Raw genomic sequence first — 26,545 nt, forward strand, 5'->3', positions numbered from 1 at the left:
GGGCCCTCGCCATACCCACAGGCACAAACAGCACGCCCGGACAAGCAGAAACGGCCCGCCAGCAAAGCTGACGAGCCGTCATGCAAGATCGAGGCTAGGAAACCTCTTCACCGGGACCACCGACCGCTTTCCAGGTCGTCCTGGATCAGCAGGGGCCCCGGTGGAAGTCCTGGCGAACCCCCGGCAGCTGACCTCACCTCAAGATCCCCGACAGAGTCAGGCGCAGCGTGCGAGACGGATGCCGCCCAGCCCCGCGCTGAAGGCGTTCAACAGGCGATCGGCAGCGGTGTCCGCAGAGAATACCGAGTCGAGGGCGAGGGTGATGCTGAGCGATCCGGCTCCGCCGAGAACTTTCAGTTCCACTCCTCGTGATATGTATTGGAAATCCGCCGGATAACTTCCGGGACGTGCCACGACGCCCTGGGCTACCTTTTCCCCCGGGTTCTGATCCCGATTGGAATAGCCTGCCGAGACGGTCCAGCCGCGGCTCGTATCGGTTTCCCGGAAGGAAGCCTGGAGCGCAGCGAGTGCGGCGTGGTCCATCTGCCGGTTCGCTGCGACGGCCATGACCTCCTCCCGCACCTGCCGAGCCATCTCGAGAAGGCTCCCGGTCCGGGGCAGCGCGACAGGGAGGGAGACGGTGAACATTCCCGACGTGTCGAAATCGCCGGGGGACCGGGCATCGACGGGCAACCAGATGTGCAGACGGTCATCCGTGGCCACCTCGGTGAGGACCGCGTGCGCGAGCGCGGCGATGGTCAGCTGGAACTCGGTGCAGCCGTAAGTCTTCGACCGCTCGCGCAGCATCGCTCGCTCCGCTCCGCTGACTGTGGCCTGCGCCATCACGCACCGCGGTTGGTCGATCGTATCCGGCCGTTCGGTCGGCGGCTCGCCGGACGGGCAGTTCTCGGCGATGCGCTGCTGCCAGAAGCCGGCCGTCCGCGGCGATCCGCCGGCCGCGTGCTGCTCGGCTGCCCGGACGAAGCTCGGCCGCTGCGGCACGGACGGGAAGTCCGGATGCGCGGTGTCGTGCTCGAAATTCTGCCAGAGGTCCCGGAGGACCAGTGCCATGCCCCTGCCGTCGAGGGCGACCTGGGAGAACGAGGCGAGAAACGCGTGAACCGTGGGCGAGTGGCGCAGCAGGCGGAACCTGAACGGGTATTCCGTGGTGAGATCCCACGGTTCCGCGAGGTCCTTGCCGTGGACGAGCCGGGCGTACCGGCTGAACTGCTCTTCCGAGCTGCTGCGGACCTGCTGGCAAGAGAGCAGCGAGGCGTTGTCCGGCTGATGGCGCACCAGCTGAGTCGGGGTGCCGAGTCGTACGTCGTCGCACAGGCCGATGCGCAGGGCGTCGTGCTGGCCGACCGTTCGCGCAATAGCTTCGGCGAAACGCGCGACATCGAGCTCTCCCTCGATCCGGTACGTGGCCGAGATCGAGCTGGACATTTCCGGCCGGGCCCGTTCCTGGGCGTAGTACGAGGACTGCCCCGAGGTCAGCGGATACCTCGCCGTGGGCGCGGCCGTCGATGCCTGAATTTCTCCCCCTGTTGAGACTCGATTTCGGATCGACAGCCCACCGGCGGCTTTTGAATCCGAAACCATCGAACAGCGTGCCTGCGTCCCTGTCAAGGAGATGCAATGCGGCCCGGCTCCTCGGGAATTCCGACTTCATCTTCCGGAAGTCGGAATTCATGAGAATTTCAGTGCGCGGGTCGGGCGGGCGGGCTGCAGATCCGGCGACGTAGCCTTACCGTCGGGTACTTGATCTTGATGAACCACTCCGGGGTGGAAGCCGGCCGTGCTGCCGTGCCTGTCCCCGGTGTTCGGGTAGGGGGAGTCGCTGTGTCGATCGAGTTCGTTCGCCGTCTGGATGGCCTGGTCTATCGCTTCCACCGAGATGGCATGTTCAACGGCAGGCCGTCGTTCAAGCGGGTGGACCTGGAGCTGTGGTGTCGGTGGCTGCCGGAGCGGGGCTGGTGCACCCTCGGCGAGGACGGGGTTGCCAACTCCTGGCCCTTGTTGGGCCAGACGGGTCAGGAGATGTTCCCGCCACTCGGCCCCTGGCGCAGCTGGAAAGCTGGCAAGTCGTACCTCTACGATCTGCGCCGCAATGACGAGTCAGGTTGTTGAACGTCGTCGTACCGAAGTCAGCCTCCATGGCGCCGCCACTCCGCGTGGTGTTGTTGCTGAAGAGTGCTGCTGTTGAGGGCGACCGCGCCGTGATCGCGTCGTGCCCCGTGAGCAGTGCGGCCCGGCTGTCCGAGTCCGGCCGCTCGGCGTCCCCGGCGGCGGGGCGCAGTCCGGGGCCGGTCCGCCGGCGGTTCGCCGCGGCTCAGTGAGGTGATCAGGCGCCCCGTCCGAGCAGCTCGGTGACCACGGACCGTCCGAGGGACTCCGTACCGCCGATCACCGGAACCCGCGTCGCTTCCATCGCTACCTGGTGCCACAGGGCGAAAACCCTTGGCAGGTAGATGCGTTGACGGATGGTCAGAATCAGCGGCAAAGCGTGGTTTGCGGGTGGGGGAGTGGCCATGTGGACGTTAAAGAAATGGTTAATCTAAGGTATGCCTTAGCTAACCGGGCTGGCCCGGGATTTCGGTCTCGAATCCCGTAGGCCCGGTTTTGCCATGCCCGCACCGCCCCCGTCAACCGTGGAGCCCCCATGTCTGCCCGCCGTTCCACCGCCGCCACGCTGCTCACCCTCGCCGTGGCCACCGCCGTCCTGACCGGGTGCACGGAGCGGAAGAGCGACGCGGACTCGGCCGACGCGGTCCGGGTGAACGCCTCCGACGATGCCTGTGAGCTCTCGAAGACCTCGTTCCCGGGCGGCCACGTGCAGCTGGCGGTCCACAACAAGGGCTCCAAGACCACCGAGGTCTACGTCTATGCCCCGGGCGATCGGATCGTCACCGAGCGCGAGAACATCGGCCCCGGCACCAAGGTGACCATCAACGCCGAGATCAAGGCCGGCGCGTACGAGGTGGCCTGCAAGCCGGGCATGGTCGGGGACGGCATCCGGCAGAAGATCACCGTCACCGGTGACGGCGCGCCGGTCAAGAGCGACCCGCGCCTGGATGCCGCCGTCGCCGCGTACCGCAAGTACGCGCAGGAGCAGGCCGACCAGACCATCCCGGTGGTCGAGCAGTTCGCCGCCGCGGTCAAGGCGGGTGAACTGGACCAGGCCAAGTCGCTGTTCGCCCCGTCCCGGGTCGGCTGGGAGCGCACCGAGCCGGTCGCCGAGAGCTTCGGCGACATCGACCCGAAGACCGACGCCCGCGAGGACGGCCTGGAGCAGGGCCAGCAGTGGACCGGCTGGCACCGGCTGGAGAAGTCCCTCTGGGCGGACAACCGGATCGGTGACGACGAGAAGAAGCTGGCCGACCAGCTGGTCGCCGATCTGAAGGACTGGCAGAAGCGGGTCGGCAGCGCCGAGATCACCCCGACCAGCATGGCCAACGGCGCCAAGGAACTCCTGGACGAGGTCGCCACGAACAAGGTCACCGGCGAGGAGGACCGTTACAGCCACACCGACCTCTCGGACTTCGCCGGCAACGTCGAGGGAGCGAAGAAGGCGTACGAACTCCTGAAGCCGGTCGCCGCCGAGAAGGACGCGGAGCTGGCCAAGACGCTGGACGGCGAGTTCGCCGCGATCGAGGCGCTGCTGGCCAAGTACGGCCAGGCCGACGGCAGTTACGCCTCGTACGACCAGGTCGGCGAGCCGGAGCGGAAGGCCTTCTCCGACGCGGTGAACGCGTTGGCCGAGCCGCTGTCCAAGCTGGCCGCCGCGGTCGTCGTCAAGTAGCCCCCAGCCCCTCCTCAAGCACCAGCACCAGCACCGGAAGGACCCCGAACGCCGTGGACGAGCGGAAGCAGGCCGAGCAGAGCAGCAACGCCCCCAGCAGGCGGTCCGTCATCGGCTGGGCGGGTGCCGGGGTCGCGCTGGGCGCGGCGGTCACCGGCTCGGTGGCGGCGGCGGTGCGCGGTGAGCACAGAGCGGTCCAGCTGGTCGACTCCACCGCGGACATCCCGTTCTACGGTGACCACCAGGCCGGGATCGCCACCCCCGTCCAGGACCGGCTGCACTTCGCCGCCTTCGACGTCACCACCACCAGCCGCGACGCGCTGGTGCGGATGCTCAAGGAGTGGACCAAGGCGGCCGCCGCGATGACCGGCGGCCGCGAGGTGGGCACGGGCACCGCCGGCGCGCTGCCCGAGGCCCCGCCGGCCGACACGGGCGAGGCGCTCGGCCTGCCCGCCTCCCGGCTGACCCTGACCATCGGCTTCGGGCCGGGCCTGTTCGAGAAGGACGGGGTGGACCGCTTCGGACTGAAGGCCAGGCGGCCCGACGCCCTGGTGGAGCTGCCCAGGTTCCCCGGCGACAACCTCGACCCGGCCCGCAGCGGCGGCGATCTGTGCATCCAGGCCTGTGCCGACGACCCGCAGGTGGCCGTCCACGCCATCCGCAACCTGGCCCGGATCGCCATGGGCACGGCGAGCATCCGCTGGTCGCAGCTCGGCTTCGGCAAGACCTCCTCCACCACCCCCGAGGCGCAGACCCCGCGCAACATGATGGGGTTCAAGGACGGCACCCACAACATCGCGGGCACCGACCGGGCGGCGCTGGACAAGCACGTCTGGGCCGCCCCCGGGGACGGCCCGGACTGGATGACCGGCGGCTCCTACCTGGTCGCCCGCCGGATCCGGATGCACATCGAGACCTGGGACCGCGCCTCACTGGGGGACCAGGAGGACACCTTCGGCCGCACCAAGGCCGAGGGCGCCCCGTACGGCGGGCAGCACGAGCGGGACACCCCGGACCTGGCCGCGATGCCGGAGAAGTCGCACGTCCGGCTCGCCCACCCGGACAGCAACGACGGCCTGATGATCCTGCGCCGCGGCTTCTCGTTCACCGACGGCACGGACGGCCTCGGCCGCCTGGACGCCGGTCTGTTCTTCCTCGCCTACCAACGCGACACCCGGAAGGCCTTCGTGCCGCTCCAGCAGAAGCTGGCCTCCCGTGACGCGCTCAACGAGTACATCCAGCACGTCGGCTCCGCCCACTTCGCCTGCCCGCCCGGGATCCGCAAGCCGGGCGAGTGGTGGGGGCAGGCCCTGTTCGGCTGACGACTTCCAAACCACCGACCCCAGGAGCCTCCCGTGTTCGGCAACTACCTGATCGGCCTGCGCGAGGGCCTCGAAGCCAGCCTCGTGGTCTGCATCCTGATCGCCTATCTGGTGAAGACCGGCCGCCGCGACCGGCTCGCCCCGGTCTGGGCGGGCATCGGCGCCGCCGTACTGCTCAGCCTGGCCTTCGGCGCCGTCCTCCAGTACGGCTCCACCCAGCTGACCTTCGAGGCGCAGGAGGCGCTCGGTGGATCGCTCTCGATCATCGCGGTCGGCCTGGTCACCTGGATGGTGTTCTGGATGCGGCGCACCGCCCGGCACCTGAAGGCCGAACTGCACGGCAAGCTGGACGCCGCGCTGGCCATGGGCGCCTTCGCGCTGGTGACCACCGCCTTCCTCGCGGTCGGCCGCGAGGGCCTGGAGACGGCCCTGTTCATCTGGACCGCCGTGCAGGCCACCAGCGACGGGGTCCGGCCGCTGGTCGGTGCGCTGCTCGGGCTGGCCACCTCGGTGGTGCTCGGCTGGCTGTTCTACCGGGGCGCACTGAAGATCAACCTCGCCAGGTTCTTCACCTGGACCGGTGCGATGCTGGTCGTGGTCGCGGCCGGCGTCCTCGCCTACGGCGTCCACGACCTGCAGGAGGCGGGCTGGCTCCCCGGTCTGCACGAGCTGCTCTTCGACATCAGCAGCACCATCCCCAAGGAGAGCTGGTACGGCACCCTGCTCAAGGGCGTGTTCAACTTCCAGCCGGACCCGACGGTGCTTCAGGTGGCGGTCTGGACGGTCTACCTGGTTCCGACGCTGCTGCTCTTCCTGCGCCGCGCCTCCGGGCCTGGCCGGGCGGCCGAGCCGGTCGCGACCGCGACCGGGGCCACCTGACGGTGGCCAAGGCCTGAGCACTGCCAAGGCGGCCTGGCCGCCCGTCACTTGAGAGCCCCCTGCCCGGCTTCCCCGCCGGGTAGGGGGTCTTGTCGTATCAGCCCCGCCGACCGGGTGTGGTGGGTACCCAGTAGCGCCGCACCCCGTCGCGCACGTCCTCCAGTCGGCCGCCGCAGGCCTCGATCACCTTGAGGGACGCCGAGTTGGTGCTGTCGCAGGTGACCAGCGCCGGATCGATGCCCATCCCGGCGGCGATCGGGAGCGCCGCGCGAAGCATCCCGGTGGCATGGCCCCGGCGGCGGGCGGAAGGCCGGACGTCGTAGCCGATGTGGCCGCCGAGCTCCAGCCAGTAGGGCGTGAGCCGGTGCCTGATGGCGATCCGGGCGAGGTAGGTGTCACCGTCCACGTACCAGAAGGTGCTGCACGGTACGTCGTACCGGAGCAGGCTGTCGGGGCCGCACGGGGTGCGGAACCGTTCGACGAACTCGGCGAAGACCTCGGGGTCCTCCCAGCGGTCGCCGTACTCGCGCAGGCACACTCCGGCGGTGGACCCGTCGTCCGGTCCGCCGTGGCCGAGGGCGCGGAACTCCGCCATGGCGACGAGGAAGGAGGCCTGGAACCGGGCATCGGGAGCGATGAGGTGCGGCACCGGATCAGTGTGGCGACTCAACCGCCCTGCCGCACACGGTTTTCGGGCGCGGTGGTCGAGATCCGTTCGGGCCGGTCCGTGACTCGTCGTCAGCTGACCCTGCCTGAAGGGGCGGAAGACTCCGTGCCTATCATGCGCTCATGGGACCTTTGCGACCGGATACGGCTGAACTCGTCCTCGGCCTCGTGCTGTTCTTCCTGATCTTCGGCATTCTCGGCATGGCCGTGCTGCCGCGGATCGAGAAGACGCTGGTGGAGCGGGACGACGCGATCGACGGGGGGATGGAGCGCGCGGAGACCGCCCGCGCGGAGGCACAGCGCATCTACGAGGAGTACCAGGCGGAGCTCCAGGCGGCTCGTCACGAGGCGTCCCGGCTCCGCCAGGAAGCCGCGGAGGAGGGCGCCGCGCTGCTCGCGGCGATCCGCGCGGAGGGACAGCAGCAGCGCGACCGGATGGTGGCGGAGGCCAAGGTGCAGCTGGCCGCCGACCGGGTCATCGCCGAGGCCGAGCTGCGCGAGGACGTCATCGCCGTCGCCACCGAGCTGGCCGGCCGGCTCGTCGGCGAGCCGCTGGCCGACCTGCCGAGCACGCGTGCCGTCGCCGACGCGTTCTTCGCCGAGGCGGACGCCGAGGCCGCCGGGAAGTCCTGAGTACCGCGACCGAACGCGAACGACCGCCGGGCCGATGGGCCGGGCGGTCGTTCCGTGATCAGGGAAGGCTCTCGGAGTCGGGGAGCACCTCCGGCTGGGTGAGCGCCAGATTGCCGAAGCGGGCGGACTCGTCGACCGGGCGCGGCACCCAGCAGCCGGGGTCGACCATCCGGCCCGGGACGGCCCGGTGGCAGCATCGGCTTCCGCCGAGGCCGGGCGGACGGTGCCTGCGACGCGGGGGACGGCAGAGGCTCAGGGCATGGCCTCCGCGTGCACCGGGGTGCGCGGTGTCTGGTGACCACCACTTGCCAGCATGCGGACCTCGCCGCGATCGCTGATCTCGGCTCTGACGATTCCGGAGTCGTCGGCGTAGACGGGATGGCCGCCGGGGCCGTCCATGCCCGTGTCCTTGACGACAACCACGTCCTGCGGGCGATGGCTGCCCGGTTCGCCGGGGAACGTCAGCGCGTACCGTGGAACTCGACCCATGACCGGCCTCCTCAGCTGGCCCCACCGTCCATCGTACGGAGGGTGGGGCCGCCGGGTAGAGGTCAGTGCCGGTGGTGGTTGTCCGGCTGAGCCGGGTCGCCGGGGTGCTCCAGGCCCGGTACCAGTTGCAGCCGGTGCGCGCGGGCGTGGTCGAGCCAGCGGACGAAGGCGATCCGGCGGGCGGCTTCCAGCAGCTCCGGGGCCGGGTCGGACGGAGCGACCGGGGCGGCGCGCTCGGTGAGCAGGGTGGCCTTCCAGCCGTCCACGCTGACCGTGACCCCGGGGCCGGCCGTACGCAGCGCGGCGGCCAGTGCGAGCGGCAGTGTCAGCGGCCGGGCGTCGAACTCCCCGTCCGGTGTGGCGATCCGCCAGATCGGCCCGTTCCCGTCCGGCCCGGCCCCGTCGGGTCGCTCCCCGTCCGGCCGGTCCTCGACGGCGGAGCGGTATGCGGCGACCTCGGCGGGTGGGACCGTGACGTCGGCCGTCACCGCGCGGTACACGGCTCGTACGGCGGCGCTTCCCTCGAACGCGGCGGCGGCGATCGAGCCGAGCTCGACGGCGGCACGCTGGTTCAGCCGGACGGGTGGCGCCCCGCCGCGACCGCCGTCCTCGGCCTCGCCTTCCAGTCCGCGTGCCGCCGCCTCGACGGCACAGAGCTGCTCGGTGAGCACCACCTGGGCGACCCAGCGGGTCAGCTGCCGGTCCTCGGCGCTCCCGGGGACGGGCAGCGCGGAGGACCGGGGCCCGTTGCGCAGGGCGGTCAGCCGGCGGTCGAGCTCGGCCCGGGGCAGCGGCCGGCCGTCCAGCAGGCCGAGGATCCCGGGCGCCGAGTTCGCGTGCCCGTGGGCATGCCCTCGGTCCTGCCCGTGGTCGTCCGTCTGCTCGTGACCGTGCGGGTGCGGGTGCACGTGCAGCTCGTCGGGCCGGCGTGGTGCGGCGCTCACGGGGCGATCACCAACTCGACGGTCGGTGCGTACTGGCAGCGGCCGAACCACATCACCTTCGCCAGCGCCCAGTACGCCCCGGCCTCGGCGTCGCGGGGGACGGCCACCTCGAACGCGATCGTCCGCTCGGTATCGGCCGGAAGGGTGAATCCGCGCACCGGTTCGGTGATCGCCTGCCACGTCCCCCACGGGGAGACCAGCTGCAGCTCGCCCCGGATCTCCCCCCTGGTGCGGTTGGCGAGCACGATGCCCAACTCGGCCCGGCCGCCCGGCACAAGCCGCAGCGAGGTGGCGGTGACGTCCACCGCGAGGCCGGTGTCCCGGCCACCGGTGGCCTTGGTCCCCTGGGCCGCCGTCCAGTCCTCCGGGACCTCACCCGGCACCGGCAGCATCCCCGGCAGGTCACCGACCGCGATGGTGGCGACGTCCTCGACCGACTGCCCGGCGTGCTCCACCCGGGCCGCCGCGAAGTAGAGGCCGGGTGCGGCGTTGGCCGGCGGCCGGAGCGTCACCGCGAAGCGGAGGTGACCTGCGGCCTCCAGCCGGTACGGCCGGCTCCCGCAGCTCACCTCCCACCCGTCCGGCACCAGCAGGCTCACCGTGCCCTCGACCGCCGCGTCGCGCAGCTGGGAGGCGAGTACCACCGAGACCTCCACCGGATCGCCGTCCGTGCGCAGCAGCCCCGGCGAGAGGCCGACCGAGACCGGCAGGTACCCCATCGGGGCCGGGCCCCGGTTGTGCAGCCAGTACCGGGAGTGCACGGGCTGCGCCGCCTCGGCGACCGGCCCGAGCTCCGCTGCCCCGGCCGCGGGCCCGGTGCGCTCCGGCGCGCCGACCACGGTCGCGACCTCCGAGCCGTGCAGCGCCGGGGCAGCCGTGAGCGGTTCACCGGCCCGCTCCAGCAGGTCGGCCGTGCGCAGCCCGGTGAACCGCAGCGCGCCCTCCAGCCCTACGGTGCGGCCGAGGCCGGTGGACTCGACCAGGCGAAGCGTCACCCCGGCGGCCGGGTCCACGTCCGCGGCCGAGCCCCGGGCGATCGGGTTGCCGGTCGGCTTGAGGGCGCCGAGCAGCACCTCGCGCTCCGGGTGGATCCGCAGGTTGGCGAGCCGGGCCGGGAGCGGGCCCGGGTGCGCGGGGACGAGCCGGGGGTGCAGCGGGTGGTTGAACTCCTGGCCCTGCGCGGGAAGCGCCAGCGCCCGCCAGTCGCCCTCCCCGGACACCAGCGAGTAGCTGAAGTCGTGGGTCCAGTGCTGGAGTTGGAAGGAAGCTCCGCCGGGCAGGGTGCGCCGCGGCGGGTCGATCCAGACCCCGGACGGCCAGCCGGTGCAGCTGCGCATCAGTGAGAGGTGCAGGGCGCCGGTCGGGTCCACGGCGAAGCCGGGAAGGCCGAAGGTGAGCAGGGCGACGGTGTGGTCGGTGAGCAGTTCGCCCTCCGCCACCGCGCCCGGGCAGACGGCGAGGACGCGGGCGTCGCCGAGGTCCTCGGCGAGTGCGGCGGGATCGGTCACCACCAGGGTGGGCAGCGCGCGCAGGTCGCGCAGGTCGGCGCCGGGCTGCCACATCTCGTGCAGGGGTTTGTCGGCCGGCACCCACACCCGCCCGTGCGCCTTGAGCGCGGCCGCGTACTCGGCGCCGGACCGTTCCAGCAACTCCCGTGCGGCGCCGTTGACTTCCGGGCCGCCCAGGACGATGCGGAAGTCCGGGAGGTTGGAGTCGACGTCCAGCCAGCCGTAGCGGGACCAGTCGGCGCTCGCGGTGGTCGCGGTGACGCCGGCCCGGGCCAGGGCGACGACCACTGCGCGGGCCGAGGCGGCGTCCTCCAGCGACGGGACCACCACCTCGGCGACGCCGAGCGCCCGTTCGCCGATCGGCGCGCCGGTCAGGTCCGAGAGCACGACGCGGGCGGTGGCGCTCAGCCCGAACCAGGTGTTGGCCGGGTTGTCCAGGGTCCACGGAGCCTCGGCCGAGTCGACGTCCGGTAGCGCGAACCCGCGGCCGACCACGGCGCCCGCCACCTCGCTGACCGGCAGCGTGCCCGGCAGGTCGACCGGGAAGCGCAGCCGCAGCAGCCGGTCGGCACCGGCGTAGTCCACCACCCGGGTCCGGCAGTCGACCCGCTCGATGCCGTGCCAGAGGGTGACCGTCTGCTCGTAGGTGATGCCGTCGACGGTGCCGCCGATCACCAGGCGCTCGCCCAGCGGGCCGGTCTCCCGGCGGACCCTCGCGGCGCCGGAGCCGGCGCTGACCACCGGGCCCTTGGGAACCAGGTGCCAGGGGCCCTCGCCGAAGTCCGGGTGCTGCGGGTACTCCTCGTACACCCGCAGCTCGTTGCCGATCCGCCCGTACTGGATCAACTCCCGTCCGTGGCGCAGGTCGTGGATGCTGGACAGGCCGCCGCCCCGGGCGGGGTCGGCGGTGACCCGGTAGCGCTCGCTGCGGATGGTCAGGCCTTGGGCGGGCTGCCAGGCGGCGTCCGGTGTGCCGTCCACCAGCCGCCAGGTCCGCCAGCCGAGGGCCGGGACGTCCTCGGCCAGGAAGCGCAGGACGCCCCGGTCCACCGCGCAGGGCACCTCGGCGCCGGTGTCGTCCAGCACCCGGCCGCCGGCGTCGCCCTCCGGTAGCCGGACCTCCACCGGTGCCGAGCGGTCGAACGAGAGGGTGTTGGCGACCACCACGGCCCCGCCCTCGCCGGTGGTGTCGATCCGGCCGGCCAGCGCGTCAAGTGCGGCGTCCCGGACGGTGGCGGCCAGGTCGTGCGCCTCCCGCCAGCCCGCGAGCAGGTCGATGTACACCTGGTCCGACTCGGAGCCGGTGATCGCGTCATGGTGGGCGCCGTAGGCGAGTTGGCGCCAGACCTTGTCGAGCGCGGCCTGCGGGTAGCGGCCCAGGCCCTGGAGGGCGGCCAGGGTGGCGAGCTTCTCGGCGTCCACGGCGGCCACCTCGCCCGCCCGTTGGGCCTGCTTGGTGTCGATGTAGGAGACGTCCTTGCCGGTGTAGACCGGGTTCATGTCCCGGGTCTGCGGGCTGGGCCGCCGTCCGGTGGCGGCGAGTTCGGCGCGGACGGCGGTGAGGAAGTCGCGCGGGGTGCCGCAACTGAAGCGCGGCCAGACGTACTTGGCCGCCCAGGAGCGGTGGATCTCGGTGACCCACTTGTTCGGCGGGGTGTAGTCGGTGCCGACGGGCAGCAGCAGGTTCCGCGTCGCGCCGACCGGCTTGAGCTTGCGGTACAGCTCGTAGACGGCCTGCTCGGCGCTGGCGAGGTCGGGGGAGGAGTCCATCCACCAGCCGGCCGAGTAGTGGTGCGGCATGAAGTGGGTGAGCACCCCGCGCCCCGAGGGCGAGATCCACTCGAACTCGCTCGGGAACTGCATCACCGTGGCGTCGTCCTTGGCCGTGCGGAAGTTCTTCTGGATCGGCCCCCACTGGTGGAACGGCCCGCGCGCCCAGGCGCTGCCGGTCAGCCCGGCCGCGTCCAGGTAGCCCGGGAACTGCGGGTCGTGGCCGAAGACGTCCAGTTGCCAGGCGGTCTGGGGATCGCCGCCGAGGATCTCGCGTTGGTAGCCGATGCCGTAGACGATGTTGCGGATGGTGGTCTCGGCGCCGGTCAGGTTGGTGTTCGGCTCGTTGTAGGTGCCGCCGACCAGTTCGACCTGGCCGCGCTCCAGCAGCCGCCGCAGATCGGCGCGGCGCTCCGGGTGCTGGTCGAAGTACGGCTTCAGGTAGTCGATCTCGGCGAGCACGAACTTGTACACCGGGTCGCGCAGCGCCAGGTCCAGGTGCGCGTCGACCAGCGCGAAGCCGTTGCGCTCCCACAGCGGCCGGGTGGTGGCGTCGCCGGAGAGCAGCTCCCACGGCGAGGTGTAGGCGGCCTGGGTGTTCCACCAGACCGGGTCGTAGTGGAAGTGCGAGACCAGGAACACGGTCCACCCGGGCTCGGCGACCTCGACGGTGGCCTCGGCCACGGCGTTCCCGGCCGCCACCGTGACCGGGAGCCGGGCGCCGACCACCGGATCGGCGACGGTGAGCGGGACGTCGACCACGCCCGTGCCGGTGGCCTCGCCGCTGACGCCGGGCCCGGTGACGGTGACCCGGACGGGCGGGCCGTCGGCGGTCGTGTCCAGGGCCACGCGCAGCACCTGGCGGGAGGCGTCCTCGGTGCCGACGAACAGGTCGGTGTTCTCCACGGCGGTGATGGCGACCGGCACGGGGTGGTCCTTCCTGGTGGGAGGGGGAGTCGCGGGGTGCTCCGGCTGCTACGTGCCCCGGGCCCCGAACCCGCCGATCCGGGCGGCGGGATCCAAGGTCCGGCCCGTGGGATCCAAGGTCCGGGTGGCGGGGTCAGGGGTTCGGGTGATGGCGGCGGAGGTGCGGGCCATGGGATCAGGGGTTCGGACGGCGGGGCCGGAGGGCTGGACGGGCCCGGTGGTGTCGGGCCGGGCGTTCCCGGTCGTGGCCGGCCGGTCCTTCGTCCAGCTCACTCTGGCCGTGGCCACCCGGGAGTGCCCGTAGGTCGTCGAGACCGCCTCGACCTCGATGGTGGTGGCGGTCTCCGTGCCGACCCGGTCAAGTCGCGGCACGTAGTACGCGTCGTTGGGCGTGCCGCCGAGGAAGGTGCGGCTGCCGTCCGGGTTGCACCGGTACACCTCGTAGTGGTGCACGGAACCGCTCCTCGGCGCCTTCCAGGAGAGCCGGAGCGACTTGCGGGTCGCCGAGACGTCATCGGTGCCGAGCACGGTGAGGGCGGCGGGCGAGGCGGTGGTGCTCACCGCTCCGTCGTACACCGCGAGCTGGCCGATCCGCACGTCGTAGGAGTCGACCGGGCTCGGGGCGGAGACCCGGAGCCCGATCTGGGCGATGGTCCGTCCCCGGTACGCCGACAGGTCCAGGGTCCGCCGCTCCCAGCCGTTGCCGCGGGTCGCGCCGAGCGGGATGGCGGTGAAGGCGGTCGGGCTGTCGGTGAAGGACACCGCCGCACTGAGCCGGGAGTCCCCGGCGGCAGGGGTCTTGACCACCAAGGACAGCCGGGTGCGGGCGGTCGCCGGCAGCCGGGACTGGTACAGGCGGACGGTGTTGACGGCGTCCAGCCGCCCGGTCAGGCGCAGCGAGGAGCCGCCCTCGTAGGCGTCGGTGAAGTCGATCGACGGACTGAGCCTGCTGCCGCCGGAGGAGACCAGCCAGCGGTAGGTGGGCAGCACGTCCTGCAGCGAGAGGTTGTTCCAGCCGGTCGAACTCACCCGCCTGCCGGCCGAGTTGTAGAAGTCGCCCTGGCCGGTGCCGAACGAGGTGACGAACGGCTTGGCGGTCACGGGGGAGGACTCGGCGATGTGATCGGCCAGGCCCTTCCAGGAGCCCGAGGTGGTGGTGTCGGACGGATCGCCGTTGGCGCCGACCCAGTAACGGGACTCCTTGGCGTAGAAGTCGGCACGGCTGGTGGCCGACTTCCAGGTCCACTCGGGGCGGTAGAGGCCGAGTGAGGTGACCTGGGACTTGCCCGGCGGGAAGATCGCGTCCCAGGAGACGTCGGTGTTGTAGCCCGCCGCCTCGGTGTCGACACCCGAGTACAGGTCGTACTCGCTGCGGCCCAGCGAGTGCGCCACGGCACGCGAGGAGTCGAGTTCGGCGGCCGTCCACCCGAAGTCGAGGAACATCGAGTCGGCCACCCGGTTCGAACCGTCTTGCAGGAACGCCGAGTTGGCCGAGTCCAGCTGCTCCTGCCAGCCGACGTCGCCGGAGCTGGTCATCGCGTCGTACCACTGGAACTCGACCGGGCCCCGGGACCGGGCGTACGTCATGGTGTCGCGCAGTTCGGTGGCGAGAGCCGCGTCCGCACCCGCCGTCTCCTGGTTGATGAACCAGCCGTCGAAGCCGTAGTACTCGGCCACCTGCACCAGCTTGTCCGCGACCGGGTAGTGGGAGCCGGACTTCTGTACGAAGTCGCGCACCCACTGCAGCTGCCCGCCGTAGGCGGTGGGCGGGAAGAACACCGTGCCGTAGACCTTGACGCCGTTGCGGTGCGCCGCGTCGATGACGGTCGGGTTGGGGGCCAGGATCAGGCCCTCTCCTGCCGAACCGCCCCAGAACACCAGGGTGTTCACGTACTGCCAGTAGCCGAAGGCGTAGTAGTCGGGGTCGGGCGAACCCTGGGACGGGTTGGCGGAGGTCGGGGCGAAGGACACCAGGGCGGAGATCCTCCCCTCGCCGGTACGGGCGTCGGGGTTGGCCCGCAGCGCGGGATCGGCGGTGCGGCGCTGCAGCGGGACCTTGGAGCGGTTGAACCTGGCGTCCGGGTCGGTGGCCGGGTCCCAGTCGAGGATGCTGTTCGGATACCAGTGGGAGGCGTACGGCTGGCCGCCGCTCGGCGTGGCGGCCTCGGCGGTGGCTTCGGCCTTGACCCTGCTTGGGGCGGCGCCGGCTGTCGCCGGGGCCGTGCCGAGGACGGTGCTGGCCAAGGTCGCGCACAGCAGCAGCGCGAGGTGTCTGAGTCTCATCCGGGTCTCCGATCCGGCGCGGGGCGAGTGGTCGGTGCGGAGCGAGTGGTCGGGTGCGGTGGTGCGGTGGTGCGGTGGTGCGAGGACGCCCGGTGTGGCGTTGCGGTGGGGCGGCCTCGGGAGGTCAGGAGCGCTCGGTGGGCTCGATGAGCCTGCCGATGCCGCGCGTGGTCAGGTACTTCGGGTCGGCCGCGCGGGTGGCGGGGACGATGGCGAGTGGGCCCGAGCCGCGCTGCCGGACCCACTCGGAGTGGAAGGCGCTGCCGGGGGCGACCTCTCGGCGCCGGTCGGGTCGCTCGCGCAGATCGACCTCGCAGAGCAGTCCGGGACGGTCGGCTGCGGTGCCGCGCCGTCCCTGCTGTCGCGCGGTGCGCCCGGCCGCGCGCTGCTCGGTGATGACGGCGGCGAGTTCGACGGCGAGCGGCTTGCGGCGGTGGGCGGTGGTGAACAGGCCGAGGTCGTACTCGCGTTCGGGGAAGTCGGCGAGCGAGCGGTCCAGGTCGTGCGAGCACCACCAGGTGACGCCCCACAGCGCGGGGTTGGCGAGAACGAGGTCGAGTGTGCGGCGGACGAAGGCGGGTGCGTCCGCGTCCGGTACGTCGGGCCGGGGCGCGCCGATCTCCTGGAGCCAGACCGGCCGGGCGGGGTCGCCTGCGGTCGCGGCGGCGAGTTCGACCAGGTAGTCGGCGTGCGAGACGGTGGCCTGCCCGAGCGGGCCGTCGAGCGTGGAGACACCGTTGAACACCCAGGAGTGGACGGTGGTCAGATCGCCCAACTCGGCCGCGTCGACGGGATGGAACGGATGCTCGGGGTCGTACCAGGCGGCGTCGTAGAGCGAGTACAGGCCGAGCACGTACGGCGCGGCCGCGCTGACCGTCCGCAGCAGCTCGGCGGCCCAGCCGGAGGACCCCGCGGCGTCGGTCGGGTTGGCCGGCCAGAGGTTGTTGACCTCGTTGCCGAGGGTGATCGCGAAGACGTTGGACCGGCTGGACGCCGCCCGGCTCACCCGGTCGACGTACCGGATGACGCCTTCGCGGACGGCGGGGTCGGTGAAGAGGCTGCGCCGGTGCCAGGTGAGCACCCAGGAAGGCAGGAAGTCGTAGCTCGACAGATGCCCCTGGAGCAGGTCGACGGCCACATCGAGGTCGAACTCGGCAGCGATGTCGATGAGTTCGAGCAGTTCGTCGATGCCGCGCCGGCGGATCAGCGAGCGGTTCGGCTGGATCCACGGCCAGATCGGGAAGACCCTGACGTGGTCCAGGCCGAGGCCGGCCAGATCTTCGAAGTCCCGCCGCACGGCATCGGCCGAGAAGTCCAGCCAGCTGTAGAACCAGCCCGCCGAAGGAACGTAGTTGACGCCGAACCGCACTCGGTCAGGGCTTGGGTGCTGGATGGTCACGCGCGTCCTCCGGCTGCCGGGCAGGGCGGGCCCCTTGTTGGGGCAGGAGCCTAAAGCGGTTTATCCGGGTTGCCAAGAGCGCCCTCGCCGGCGGGGCGGCCCGTGCTCTCCCGGACGGTCAGCAGCGGAGTGGGCGTCTGCAGGTCGCGGACCGTCCCCGGGGCGTCGATCGCGGTGAGCAGCTGCCGGGCCACCTGCTCGCCGAGCGCGAAGGTGTCCCGGGAGAGCGCGGTGAGCGCTGGGTGGACGATCCTGGCCAGCACCGAGTCGTCGAAGGAGACGATCGACAGCTCGCCCGGTACCGCCACGCCCATCTCGGTGGCCACGCCGAGCCCGGCCACCGCCATGACGTCGCTGTCGTAGACGATGGCCGTCGGCCGCTCGGGCCGGGCGAGCTGGCGGCGGGTGGCGGCGGCGCCCTCGGCGTCGCTGAAGTCGGTCGGGATCGAGACCGCCTCGACCAGCCCGAGGCTGCGGGCCGAGTCGCGCAGCGCGCGGATCCGCCGCTGGGTGTGCCGGAAGCCGGGCAGTCCGGCCAGGTGGGCGATCCGGCGATGGCCGAGTGCGGCCAGGTAGTGCACGATCGACAGCATCGCCTCGCGGTCGTCCGCCCACACGCTGGGCAGGCTGCCGTGCCGGCCGGGGCCGCCCAGCACGACCGCCGGGACGCCGAGTCGTTCCAGGATCTCGATGCGCTCGTCGCGCACCTTGAGGTCCACCACGATGAAGCCGTCCACCCGGTGCTCGGACGTCCAGCGCCGGTACACCTCGATCTCGGCCGCGGTGTCCTCGACCACCAGCAGCTGCAGCGCCACCGCCCTGGCCGAGAGACCGGCCTGCAGGCCGGAGAGCAGCTGGGCGAAGAACGGTTCCACCCCGATGGTCCGGGCCGGCCTGGCGATCACCAGCCCGACGGCTTCGCTGCGGGCCCCGCCGAGTGCCCGCGCGGCGCTGTGCGGGCGCCAGTTCATCTCCCGGGCGACCAGCAGGATCCGCTCCCTGGTCGCCTGGCTCACCCCGGGCCGTCCGTTGAGCGCGAACGAGACCGCGCCCTTGGACACCCCGGCCTGCCGCGCGATGTCGGCAATCGTCGGTCGCCCCACGGCTCCGACTCCTCTCTCTTGACACGGAGTGTAGCCCGGAGGATAGTCCCGGGCACTAGAGCGGTTTAGCTCGACTGCTTCGGATTCCCGGTGCCCGCGAGCCGGTTCCCGCGAGTCGCGTTTCGCGGGTCGTCCCCTGCGGGGCCGGGGACGGCGGGGCCGCCGGTCGGCGGGTCCGGTGCGCGCAGTTCGGTGCGCGCACGCGTTTGGTACGGCAGCGCGACATGCAACGGCACGTGACCACATGCAAGGCACGCAGACTCACACAGGCTGACGGGCGGGCGACCAGAGCGCCGGATCCAGGGCAGGCCGGGAGACCTCATGCGAAAGTACCGGGTAGGGCTGACAGTTGCGGTAAGGCTGGCAGTCGCCGCGGCTGTGGCGACGACCGTGACGGGATGCGGACTGGGCGGCGGTCCCTCCTCAGCCGGCGGCGACGGTGCCCCCGCCGCTGCCACCGGAGAGATCAAGGGCAAGGTCACCCTCCAGACCTGGGCCCTGAAACCGAAGTTCACCGACTACCTGCAGGGCGTGATCGACTCCTTCCAGCGCAAGCACCCAGGCGTGCAGGTGACCTGGCTGGACCAGCCCGCCGACGGCTACGCCGACAAGGTGCTGAGCCAGGCCGCCGGCGGCAGCCTCCCGGACGTCGTCAACCTGCCGCCGGACTTCGCGCTGCCCCTGGTCAAACAGGGACTGCTGCTCGACATCGCCACCGCGGACCCCGCGCTCGCCCAGGACTACGTGGCCGGCGGCATCGACGCGTACCGCTTCGCGGGCCAGTCCGGCACCTTCGGCTACCCCTGGTACCTGAACACCGACGTCAACTACTGGAACGCCGACCTCCTCACCAAGTACGGCCTCGACCCGAAGAACCTGCCCGCCAACCTGGACGAACTCATCGCCCAGGCCAAGGTGTTCAAGCAGAAGTCCGACGGACAGGCCTATCTGATGAGCCGCAAGCCCGGTCTCGGCGACCTCGCCAACGCGGGCGTGCCGATCACGGCGGAGGACGGCAGGAGCTTCACCTTCAACACCCCGCAGGCCGCCGCCCTGCTCGACCGCTACCGCGAGGCCTACCAGCAGGGCCTGTTGCCCAAGGACGTCCTGACCGACAAGTACGCCGGAAACGCCAAACTCTTCTCCACCGAAACGGCCGCCTGGACCACCGGCGGCGCCAACTACATCACCAGCCTCGCCACCGACAACCCCACACTCGCGCCCAAGGTCGTCCCCTCACCGGCCATGGGCACCCCGCCGTTGTACGTCCAGGGCCTGTCCGTCGCCAGGAGCAGCAAGAACCTGCCCACCTCCCTCGCACTGGCCCGCTGGATCACCAACGCCGAGAACCAGGCCGCATTCGCCCACCTCACCAGCATCTTCCCCAGCACCAAGGCCTCCGTGAGCGACCCGTACTTCAGCAGGAGCGACGGCAGCAACGCGAGCACGGCCAAGGTCATCGCCTTCACCTCGCTCGCCAAGGCCGCCCTCCTCCAGCCCGTCCAGGTGGACCAGGCCATGAGCGACATCGTCAACCAGCAGATCGCCCTGGCGATCAGCGGCGGCACCACCTCCCGGAAGGCGCTGGACGACGCCGTCGCCCGCTGCGACCAACTCCTCAAGAACTGACGGCATCGCCGCCATGACGCACCGACGCTGGTTCACCCCCTGGCTGCTCATCGCGCCGGCCCTGGTCTGGCTGCTGGTCTTCACCGTGTGGCCCTCCGTCAACACGGTGATCCTCTCCTTCACCAACGCCCGTCCGCTGGGCGGCGGGCACTTCGTCGGCCTGGAGAACTTCCACCGTGCTTTGATCGACGAGCAGTTGGGAGACGCGCTGCTGAACAGCGTGATCTACATGCTGGTCTGCCTGCCGCTGCTCACCGTGCTGCCACTGCTGATGGCCCTGCTGGTGCACAAGCGCCTGCCCGGAATCACCTTCTTCCGCACCGCCTTCTACACCCCGGTGATCGCCTCGGCCGTCGTGGTGGCCCTCGTCTGGGGCTGGGTCCTGGACGAACGCGGGTTGGTCAACGGCCTCGCCCAGCGTCTCGGCGTCCTCGGCCACGCGCTGCCCTTCCTCACCGACCGCTGGCTGCTCCTGCTCAGCGCCATCAGCCTCACGGTCTGGAAGGGTCTCGGCTACTACATGATCATCTACCTCTCCGCTCTCGGGAACGTCGGCCGGGAGCTCCACGAAGCGGCGGCCGTGGACGGCGCCGGCACCTTCCGCCGCTTCCTGCACGTCACGCTGCCCGGCGTGCGGAACACCATGCTGCTGGTCGCCGTGCTGATCTCGGTCTCGGCGCTACGGGTCTTCTCCGAGCTGTACGTCCTCTCCGACGGCACCGGCGGCCCCGGCGGCCGGGACATGTCGGTGGTCATGCTGATCCAGATGTACAGCCGGGGCTTCACCGGCCACCTCGGCTATGCCTCCGCGCTCAGCCTGCTGCTCTTCGTCATCACCGTCGGCCCGCTGCTCCTGCTGCTGCGCCTGGACCGGAAGGCGGTCTGAGAACCGATGGCCCGACAGCGTCCGACGACCGGACTCCGCTCGGCGACCGAGCCGACCGAGCCGACCGAGCCGACCGCGTCGGCCGGGCTCGTGCAGGCGAGCGATCCTCCGCCGGTGCCCGCGCACCACGCGACCGCCCGACCGCGGCCGGCAACCCGTCCTGTCAGGGGTTTCAACTCCACCTCGACCACCGAGAAGGCGGTCCGCTACCTGCTACTGCTCCTGGTGCTCCTGCTCACCGTGGGTCCCTTCCTCTGGGAGCTCTCCACCTCCCTCAAGGCTCCCACCGAGGACATCTTCACCCGAACTCCCAGCTTCCTGCCGCACCGTCCCACCCTGGGCAACTACGCCGAGGTCGCCCGGGCCGTCCCGGTCTGGCGGTACGCCGCCAACTCCCTGGTGGTGGCCGCGATCACCGTCGGCGGCAACGCCGTCGGGGCGACGCTCGCCGGCTTCGCCCTCGCCAGGCTGCGCTTCCGGGGTGCCCGGCTGGCCCTCGGTCTGTTCCTGGCGACCCTCGTGCTACCGGGAGAAGTCACGGTCGTCTCGCAGTACGTGACGGTCCGAAGCCTCGGCCTCGCGGACACCCTGCTCGGTGTCGCGCTGCCCGGAGCGATCGGGATGCTGAACGTCCTGCTGATGCGGACCGCCTTCCGTGCGATCCCCGGCGAGCTGGACGACGCCGCGATCGTGGACGGCGCCACCGTCTGGCAGCGCCTGGTCCACATCGGACTGCCCAACGTACGCGGGATGCTGAGCGTCGTGGTCATCTTCGCCTTCATCGGCGCCTGGGACGACTTCCTCTGGCCGCTGATCGTGCTCACCGACCCCGACAAGTACACCCTCACCGTCGGCCTCCAGTACCTCAACGGCACCTTCAGCGCCAACCCCCGCCTGATCGCGGCCGGTACCATGATCGCCTTCCTGCCGATCGTGGTGGTCTTCGCCGCTCTCCAGCGCTTCTTCTTCCGAGGCGTCGAGGAGGGCGCGATCAAGGGCTGACCGGCGGTGGCCCCTGGTTCCCGGGCCATCGGGTGAACCGCCTCGCACGCGTGGCCGGAGGGAGGTCCGCATCGCGGCGGCAGCGGGCCGGCACCGACGGATCGGCCCGCCTCGTTCGCGCCGCACGACGGGAGTGGGAAGCCGGGCCGGTGAGCCGGTGGCCGACCCGGCGGCGCACCGGCCCGGGCGGGTTGCCCACGACACCTCTGCCCGCACGGCGCACCCGGAACGGGCGCCTCAGGGCGCCTCGGCTCCGGTCACCAGGATCACCTCGAGGGTGCGCGGCCCGTGCACACCCTCCACCCGGTCGAGTTCGATGTCGCTGGTGGCGGACGGTCCGGAGATCCAGGTCTGCGGGCGGGTGGGATCCAGGCGGGGGAGCGCCCGGGGGAGCGAGGCGACGACCTGTTCGGGGGAGCGCACCACGCAGATGTGGTGGTCCGGGACCAGGGTGAGCAGCCGCCGGCCCTGGGCCGGACCGGCATCCAGCACGATCGTCCCGGTCTCGGCCACCGCCAGTACGCAGCCGGTCAAGACGCTGTCCACGGCGTCGAGTCGGACGGCGGTGAGCGTACCGTCGTCGGGTACGGCCCTGACTCCGGTGGTGGCGGCCAGCCAGTCGGGCGGCAGATCGGCGGGCACGGCCACGGTCCGGGAGCCGTGTGCGGCGAGCAGGCGGGCCACGGTCGCGGGCAGCCCGGCCTCGGTACTCCGGTGGACCAGGGCCCGGTAGTCGGCCAGGTTCTCGTGCAGCAGGTCGAGCAGTGCCGCCGGATCCTCGTCCCGATGGGCGGTCAGATAGGCCCGGGGGATGTCCTGCGCGGGACCACCGGCAGCTGCGGGAGCAGCACCCGCTACGGGCTCCGGGCCGATCGCGGCGCGGATCCGGGCCAGTACCGTCTCCCGGCTTCCACTCATCGGCTGTCCTTCCGGGAACGGTTCTTCTTCCACCAGTCGCGGAACGGCTCGGCGGGCAGCTCGGGCAGATCGCGGGTGTCGGTCCAGGCGCCACCGGGGCCGGGCAGTCGTTTCGGAAGCAGGCCACGGGCCTTCCCCGCGATCCGCTCCCCGGCCGCCAGCACACCGGGGTGGTCCAGGGCGTACCCCGCGGCCTTCACCGCCGCCCGCTCCAGCCGGTGCCCGGGTCCGCCCTGCCCGGCGACCCGCTCGCGCAGGTGCACCAGCACCTCTGGAATGTCGATGGCCACCGGGCAGACCTCGTAGCAGGCTCCGCACAGTGAAGAGGCGTACGGCAGCGACGCATCGATCGCACTTGCGGTGCCGCGCAGTTGGGGCGTCAGAACGGCCCCGATCGGGCCGGGGTAGACCGACCCGTAAGCGTGGCCGCCGGCCCGCTCGTACACCGGGCAGACGTTCAGGCAGGCGGAGCAGCGGATGCAGCGCAGTGCCTGCCGCCCGACCTGGTCGGCGAGGGCGGCGGTACGGCCGTTGTCGAGCAGTACCAGGTGGAAGTCCGAGGGCCCGTCGCCCTCCGGGCCGCGGGTGCCCGTCCAGAGCGAGGTGTACGGGTTCATCCGCTCGGCGGTGGAGGAGCGCGGCAGGAGCTGCATGAAGACCTCCAGGTCGCGCCAGCGCGGGATGACCTTCTCGATCCCGGCCACCGAGATCAGCGTCTTCGGCAGGGTCAGGCACATCCGGCCGTTGCCCTCGGACTCGACCACGACCAGGGTGCCGGTCTCGGCGACCATGAAGTTGGCACCGCAGACGGCGACCTCCGCGCGCAGGAACTTCTCCCTCAGGTGCAGTCGTGCGGCCTCGGCGAGCTGGGCGGGAGAGTCGGTCAGCCCCTCGGGCGCGGGCCGGCCCCACTGCGCCATCCGCGCGGCGAAGATGTCGCGGATCTCCTCCCGGTTGCGGTGGATCGCGGGCACCAGGAGGTGCGAGGGCCGGTCGTCGCCCAACTGCACGATGAGCTCGGCCAGATCGGTCTCGTACGCGATGATGCCCTCGGCCGCGAGCGCCTCGTTGAGCCCGATCTCCTGGGTGGCCATGGACTTCACCTTGACCACCTCGCGTTGGCCGGTGGCCAGCACCAGGTCGGCGACGATCCGGTTGGCCTCGGCGGCGTCGGCGGCCCAGTGCACCGTACCGCCCGCCTCGGTGACCGCCGCCTCCAACTGGAGCAGATAGCGGTCGAGATGGCGCAGTGTGTGGTCCTTGATCGCCTTGCCGGCGGCGCGCAGCTCGGCCCAGTCGGCGAGTTCGGCGACCGCGCGCGCCCGCTTCTCGCGGATGGTGCGGGTGGCGTGGGTGAGGTTGGCCCGCAACCTCGTGTCCCGGGTGGACACGGCGGCGGCCTCGGGGAAGGAGGGGCCGCTCCCGGTAGCGGACGGGCCGCTCCCGGGGAAGGACGGCATGCCGAGGAAGGTGCCACCGCTCATACCGCGCTCCCTTGTTCGTCACCGGACGTGCCGGTCCACGGCTGCTCCTCGGTGGAGGCCAGGATCTCGGCGATGTGCAGCGGCCGCAGCGGCGCCGACCGCCGGCGCAGCAGACCGCCGAGGTGCAGCAGACAGGAGTTGTCCCCGCCGCAGAGTACCCGGGCGCCCGTCCCCAGCGCGTTGCGCACCTTGTCGTCGCCCATCGCGGTGGAGACGTCGGGGTTCTTCACGGCGAAGGTCCCGCCGAACCCGCAGCACTCCTCGGCACCGGGCAGCTCCACCAGCTCCAGCCCCCTGACGGCGCGCAGCAGCCGCAGCGGTCGGTCACCGAGGCGCAGCAGCCGCAGGCCGTGGCAGGAGGGATGGTAGGTGACGGTGTACGGGAAGTGGGCGCCGACGTCCTCGACCTCGAGCACATCGATCAGGAACTCGGTCAGCTCGTACACGCGCGGCACCAACGAGTCCGCCGCTTCGGCGAGTTCGGTACCGCGCCGCTCCGTCCGGGCGCGGGCTCCGATCCGGGGGTAGGCGTCGCGGATCATCGCGGTGCACGAGCCGGACGGGGTGACGACGTACTCGTAGGCCGCGAAGGCGCGCGCGAGGCGGCGGACCATCGGTTCGGTCTCGCGGCGGTAGCCGGTGTTGAACTGTGGCTGCCCGCAGCAGGTCTGCTCGGCCGGGAAGTCCACCTCGACACCGAGCCGCTCCAACAGCCGGACGGTGGCGATCGCGGTGGACGGGTACAGGGCGTCGTTCACACAGGTGGCGAAGAGTGCGACGCGCATCGCGGCCTCCATGGCGATCGGGCTCCCGTGCAGGGACGTCGGTACGGAACGGCCCTCCAGGGAGCGGACGGGCTCCCCGGAGGGCCAGCGTATCCGGCCGGCCGTCAGTGACCGCGCCTGATCCACTCGTCGAGTTGCGGTGCCTCGGCCCCGATCGTGGTCGAGTCACCGTGGCCGGTCCGCACCTCCGTCTCCGGCGGCAGGGTCAGCAGCCGCTCCCGGATCGACCGGATGATGGTCGGGAAATCGGAGAAGGACCGGCCGGTGGCCCCGGGACCGCCCGCGAACAGCGTGTCGCCGGTGAAGACCGTACCCAGCTGTTCGGAGTGCAGGCAGACCGCGCCGGGCGCGTGGCCCGGGGTGTGCAGGACGGTCAGCTCGATGCCCGCGACCGCGAGGCGCTGCCCGTCCGTCAGGTCGCCGTCCACCGGACGCTGGGGGTGGGTCTGCTTCCAGAGCACCTGGTCCTCACGGTGCAGCAGGACGGGAGCGCCGGTCCGCTCGGCGAGCGCCGGGGCGGCGGCGATGTGGTCGTTGTGCGCGTGGGTGCACACGATCGCGACCAGCCGGCGGCCGCCGAGCGCGGCGTACACCGCCTCGGCGTCGTGTGCGGGATCGATGACCAGCGCCTCGGTGTCGTCGCCGACGATCCAGACGTTGTTGTCGACCTGCCAGGTGCCGCCGTCCAGCGAGAAGGTGCCGGAGGTGACCAGCCGCTCGACGCGGGGGGACTGCGCGGCCATCAGAAGACCACCACCGAGCGCAGTACCTCGCCCTTGTGCATCCGGCCGAACGCCTCCTCCACGTCCGTCAGCCGGATGGTCTCGCTGACGAAGGCGTCCAGGTCGAGGCGGCCCTGCAGGTAGAGGTCGATGAGCATCGGGAAGTCCCGGCTGGGCAGGCAGTCCCCGTACCAGGAGGACTTCAGCGAACCGCCCCGGCCGAAGACGTCCAGCAGCGGCAGCTCCAGCTTCATCTCGGGGGTCGGCACGCCCACCAGGACCACCGTCCCGGCCAGGTCACGGGCGTAGAACGCCTGACGGTACGTCTCCGGCGTCCCGACCGCGTCGATCACCACATCGGCACCGAAGCCGCCGGTCAGCCCCTGGATCGCCTCGATGGGGTCGGCGGAGCGGCCGTTGACGGTGTGCGTGGCGCCGAGCTTCTGCGCGGTGGCGAGCTTGCGGTCGTCGATGTCCACCGCGATGATCCGCGCGGCCCCGGCCAGCCTGGCGCCGACCACGGCCGCGTTGCCCACGCCGCCGCAGCCGATCACGGCGACCGTGTCGCCCCGGCCGACGTTGCCGGTGTTGATGGCGGCGCCGAGACCGGCCATCACACCGCAGCCAAGCAGCCCGGCGGCAGCGGGAGAGGCCTCGGGCGAGACCTTGGTGCACTGTCCGGCGGCGACCAGCGTCTTCTCGGCGAAGGCGCCGATGCCCAGCGCGGGGGAGAGCTCCGTCCCGTCGAGCAGGGTCATCTTCTGCTTGGCGTTGTGGGTGTTGAAGCAGTACCAGGGCCGACCGCGCAGACAGGCGCGGCAGTTTCCGCAGACGGCCCGCCAGTTGAGGATCACGAAGTCACCGGGCGCGACGTCGGTCACCCCCTCACCGACGGACTCCACCACACCGGCCGCCTCGTGGCCGAGCAGGAAGGGGAACTCGTCGTTGATCCCGCCCTCCCGGTAGTGCAGGTCGGTGTGGCAGACCCCGCACGCCTGGACCCGCACCAGCGCCTCGCCCGGACCGGGATCCGGGACCACGATCGTCTCGACCTGCACCGGGGCACCCTTGGAACGGGCGATCACGCCGCGCACCTGCTGAGCCATGAGGAAGAACCTCTCGTCATCGGGCGCGGGCAGGCGCTCCGACCGTGCCCGCGCGGGTGGTTCGTGCCGGTCGCGGCCAGGCCGCGCCGGTCGCGAGTAGTTCACGACGGCAACACCGTACGGTGCCGGCGATCACCATCGACCACCGGATCACCGGTCACTGATCGTCGGTCAGCGACGGAGCCACCGCCGCAATGCCGACAAGTTGGTCGAGGTGGTCGATTGTCAAGCATCCAACGGCGTGTCGGGGTGGTGGGACTGGAGAACGGAACGGGACCTCCGGCAGTT

Annotated in this window: 21 protein-coding genes; 8 read left to right on the plus strand and 13 right to left on the minus strand. The window is 71.5% G+C overall.

What is annotated here, in order from left to right; all coding sequences use genetic code 11:
* Positions 1 to 216: 216 nt before the first annotated feature.
* A complete protein-coding gene (locus tag ABD369_RS37165; protein ID WP_344641085.1) occupies positions 217 to 1,602 on the minus strand; it encodes a condensation domain-containing protein in 1,386 nt (461 codons plus the stop codon).
* Positions 1,603 to 1,842: 240 nt separating this feature from the next.
* Between ABD369_RS37165 and ABD369_RS37170 the strand changes: the two genes are divergently transcribed.
* The 4 genes from ABD369_RS37170 to efeU all read left to right on the plus strand — a co-directional run bounded on the left by ABD369_RS37170 (position 1,843) and on the right by efeU (position 6,003).
* A complete protein-coding gene (locus ABD369_RS37170; RefSeq protein ID WP_344641067.1) occupies positions 1,843 to 2,130 on the plus strand; it encodes a hypothetical protein in 288 nt (95 codons plus the stop codon).
* Positions 2,131 to 2,662: 532 nt separating this feature from the next.
* Complete coding sequence (efeO, locus tag ABD369_RS37175; RefSeq protein WP_344641068.1) at positions 2,663 to 3,802, plus strand: iron uptake system protein EfeO; 1,140 nt, start codon at positions 2,663 to 2,665, stop codon at positions 3,800 to 3,802.
* A gap of 53 nt (positions 3,803 to 3,855) precedes the next feature.
* Positions 3,856 to 5,124, plus strand: coding sequence for an iron uptake transporter deferrochelatase/peroxidase subunit (efeB, locus tag ABD369_RS37180; RefSeq protein WP_344641069.1), 1,269 nt, complete (start codon positions 3,856 to 3,858; stop codon positions 5,122 to 5,124).
* Between the two features lie 33 nt (positions 5,125 to 5,157).
* Positions 5,158 to 6,003: an iron uptake transporter permease EfeU gene (gene efeU / locus ABD369_RS37185; protein WP_344641070.1), complete on the plus strand. Its 846-nt coding sequence runs from the start codon at positions 5,158 to 5,160 to the stop codon at positions 6,001 to 6,003.
* A 97-nt stretch (positions 6,004 to 6,100) separates the two neighbouring features.
* Here efeU and ABD369_RS37190 read toward each other — a convergent pair whose 3' ends face one another.
* Entirely contained in the window at positions 6,101 to 6,652 is a 552-nt protein-coding gene (locus ABD369_RS37190) for a GNAT family N-acetyltransferase (RefSeq protein WP_344641071.1), read from the minus strand.
* A 140-nt stretch (positions 6,653 to 6,792) separates the two neighbouring features.
* Here ABD369_RS37190 and ABD369_RS37195 point away from each other — a divergent pair, with 140 nt between their 5' ends.
* On the plus strand, positions 6,793 to 7,302 hold the full coding sequence (locus tag ABD369_RS37195; RefSeq protein ID WP_344641072.1) for a F0F1 ATP synthase subunit B family protein: 510 nt from the start codon (positions 6,793 to 6,795) through the stop codon (positions 7,300 to 7,302).
* A 252-nt stretch (positions 7,303 to 7,554) separates the two neighbouring features.
* Here the strand turns inward: ABD369_RS37195 and ABD369_RS37200 are convergent, their stop codons facing one another.
* The 6 genes from ABD369_RS37200 to ABD369_RS37225 all read right to left on the minus strand — a co-directional run bounded on the left by ABD369_RS37200 (position 7,555) and on the right by ABD369_RS37225 (position 17,725).
* Complete coding sequence (locus ABD369_RS37200) at positions 7,555 to 7,791, minus strand: DUF6296 family protein (protein WP_344641073.1); 237 nt, start codon at positions 7,789 to 7,791, stop codon at positions 7,555 to 7,557.
* A gap of 62 nt (positions 7,792 to 7,853) precedes the next feature.
* Positions 7,854 to 8,735 carry a DUF7158 domain-containing protein gene (locus ABD369_RS37205; protein ID WP_344641074.1) on the minus strand — a complete coding sequence of 294 codons (882 nt, stop codon included), beginning with the start codon at positions 8,733 to 8,735 and terminating at the stop codon, positions 7,854 to 7,856.
* A complete protein-coding gene (locus ABD369_RS37210) occupies positions 8,732 to 12,940 on the minus strand; it encodes a glycoside hydrolase family 38 N-terminal domain-containing protein (RefSeq protein WP_344641075.1) in 4,209 nt (1,402 codons plus the stop codon). Before ABD369_RS37210 ends, ABD369_RS37205 begins: the two co-directional genes overlap by 4 nt.
* 48 nt (positions 12,941 to 12,988) lie before the next feature.
* The gene (locus ABD369_RS37215) at positions 12,989 to 15,223 is read right to left on the minus strand and encodes an endo-beta-N-acetylglucosaminidase (protein ID WP_344641076.1); all 2,235 of its coding nucleotides are present in this window, start codon (positions 15,221 to 15,223) and stop codon (positions 12,989 to 12,991) included.
* A 124-nt stretch (positions 15,224 to 15,347) separates the two neighbouring features.
* On the minus strand, positions 15,348 to 16,622 hold the full coding sequence (locus ABD369_RS37220; protein ID WP_344641077.1) for a glycoside hydrolase 5 family protein: 1,275 nt from the start codon (positions 16,620 to 16,622) through the stop codon (positions 15,348 to 15,350).
* Positions 16,623 to 16,672: 50 nt separating this feature from the next.
* A complete protein-coding gene (locus ABD369_RS37225) occupies positions 16,673 to 17,725 on the minus strand; it encodes a LacI family DNA-binding transcriptional regulator (RefSeq protein WP_344641078.1) in 1,053 nt (350 codons plus the stop codon).
* A 390-nt stretch (positions 17,726 to 18,115) separates the two neighbouring features.
* Here ABD369_RS37225 and ABD369_RS37230 point away from each other — a divergent pair, with 390 nt between their 5' ends.
* The 3 genes from ABD369_RS37230 to ABD369_RS37240 all read left to right on the plus strand — a co-directional run bounded on the left by ABD369_RS37230 (position 18,116) and on the right by ABD369_RS37240 (position 21,242).
* The gene (locus ABD369_RS37230; RefSeq protein WP_344641079.1) at positions 18,116 to 19,354 is read left to right on the plus strand and encodes an ABC transporter substrate-binding protein; all 1,239 of its coding nucleotides are present in this window, start codon (positions 18,116 to 18,118) and stop codon (positions 19,352 to 19,354) included.
* A 13-nt stretch (positions 19,355 to 19,367) separates the two neighbouring features.
* Positions 19,368 to 20,240 (plus strand): carbohydrate ABC transporter permease, encoded by an 873-nt coding sequence (locus tag ABD369_RS37235; RefSeq protein ID WP_344641080.1) that lies wholly within the window; start codon positions 19,368 to 19,370, stop codon positions 20,238 to 20,240.
* A 114-nt stretch (positions 20,241 to 20,354) separates the two neighbouring features.
* On the plus strand, positions 20,355 to 21,242 hold the full coding sequence (locus ABD369_RS37240) for a carbohydrate ABC transporter permease (protein WP_425557861.1): 888 nt from the start codon (positions 20,355 to 20,357) through the stop codon (positions 21,240 to 21,242).
* A 237-nt stretch (positions 21,243 to 21,479) separates the two neighbouring features.
* On the opposite strand, the gene ABD369_RS37245 is transcribed toward ABD369_RS37240, so the two are convergent.
* From ABD369_RS37245 to ABD369_RS37265, 5 genes are all read right to left on the minus strand, one after another.
* A complete protein-coding gene (locus ABD369_RS37245) occupies positions 21,480 to 22,160 on the minus strand; it encodes a LutC/YkgG family protein (protein WP_344641081.1) in 681 nt (226 codons plus the stop codon).
* A complete protein-coding gene (locus tag ABD369_RS37250) occupies positions 22,157 to 23,644 on the minus strand; it encodes a lactate utilization protein B (protein ID WP_425557862.1) in 1,488 nt (495 codons plus the stop codon). Before ABD369_RS37250 ends, ABD369_RS37245 begins: the two co-directional genes overlap by 4 nt.
* Complete coding sequence (locus tag ABD369_RS37255; protein WP_344641082.1) at positions 23,641 to 24,429, minus strand: (Fe-S)-binding protein; 789 nt, start codon at positions 24,427 to 24,429, stop codon at positions 23,641 to 23,643. The genes ABD369_RS37250 and ABD369_RS37255 overlap by 4 nt, the downstream gene beginning before the upstream one ends.
* Before the next feature lie 104 nt (positions 24,430 to 24,533).
* Entirely contained in the window at positions 24,534 to 25,172 is a 639-nt protein-coding gene (locus tag ABD369_RS37260) for an MBL fold metallo-hydrolase (protein ID WP_344641083.1), read from the minus strand.
* Positions 25,172 to 26,257, minus strand: coding sequence for an S-(hydroxymethyl)mycothiol dehydrogenase (locus ABD369_RS37265; RefSeq protein WP_344641084.1), 1,086 nt, complete (start codon positions 26,255 to 26,257; stop codon positions 25,172 to 25,174). Before ABD369_RS37265 ends, ABD369_RS37260 begins: the two co-directional genes overlap by 1 nt.
* Positions 26,258 to 26,545: the final 288 nt, after the last annotated feature.

Origin of the sequence: Kitasatospora cystarginea (assembly GCF_039533515.1) — a bacterium.
In the GTDB taxonomy this organism is placed as follows: domain Bacteria; phylum Actinomycetota; class Actinomycetes; order Streptomycetales; family Streptomycetaceae; genus Kitasatospora; species Kitasatospora cystarginea.

Excerpts from the sequence above, each read along its gene's own strand:
- ABD369_RS37165 (WP_344641085.1), bottom strand. The coding sequence starts at position 1,602 with ATGGTTTCGGATTCAAAAGCCGCCGGTGGGCTGTCGATCCGAAATCGA.
- efeO (WP_344641068.1), top strand. The coding sequence starts at position 2,663 with ATGTCTGCCCGCCGTTCCACCGCCGCCACGCTGCTCACCCTCGCCGTG.
- ABD369_RS37195 (WP_344641072.1), top strand. The coding sequence starts at position 6,793 with ATGGGACCTTTGCGACCGGATACGGCTGAACTCGTCCTCGGCCTCGTG.
- ABD369_RS37200 (WP_344641073.1), bottom strand. The coding sequence starts at position 7,791 with ATGGGTCGAGTTCCACGGTACGCGCTGACGTTCCCCGGCGAACCGGGC.
- ABD369_RS37215 (WP_344641076.1), bottom strand. The coding sequence starts at position 15,223 with ATGAGACTCAGACACCTCGCGCTGCTGCTGTGCGCGACCTTGGCCAGC.
- ABD369_RS37235 (WP_344641080.1), top strand. The coding sequence starts at position 19,368 with ATGACGCACCGACGCTGGTTCACCCCCTGGCTGCTCATCGCGCCGGCC.
- ABD369_RS37245 (WP_344641081.1), bottom strand. The coding sequence starts at position 22,160 with ATGAGTGGAAGCCGGGAGACGGTACTGGCCCGGATCCGCGCCGCGATC.
- ABD369_RS37250 (WP_425557862.1), bottom strand. The coding sequence starts at position 23,644 with ATGAGCGGTGGCACCTTCCTCGGCATGCCGTCCTTCCCCGGGAGCGGC.
- ABD369_RS37255 (WP_344641082.1), bottom strand. The coding sequence starts at position 24,429 with ATGCGCGTCGCACTCTTCGCCACCTGTGTGAACGACGCCCTGTACCCG.
- ABD369_RS37260 (WP_344641083.1), bottom strand. The coding sequence starts at position 25,172 with ATGGCCGCGCAGTCCCCCCGCGTCGAGCGGCTGGTCACCTCCGGCACC.
- ABD369_RS37265 (WP_344641084.1), bottom strand. The coding sequence starts at position 26,257 with ATGGCTCAGCAGGTGCGCGGCGTGATCGCCCGTTCCAAGGGTGCCCCG.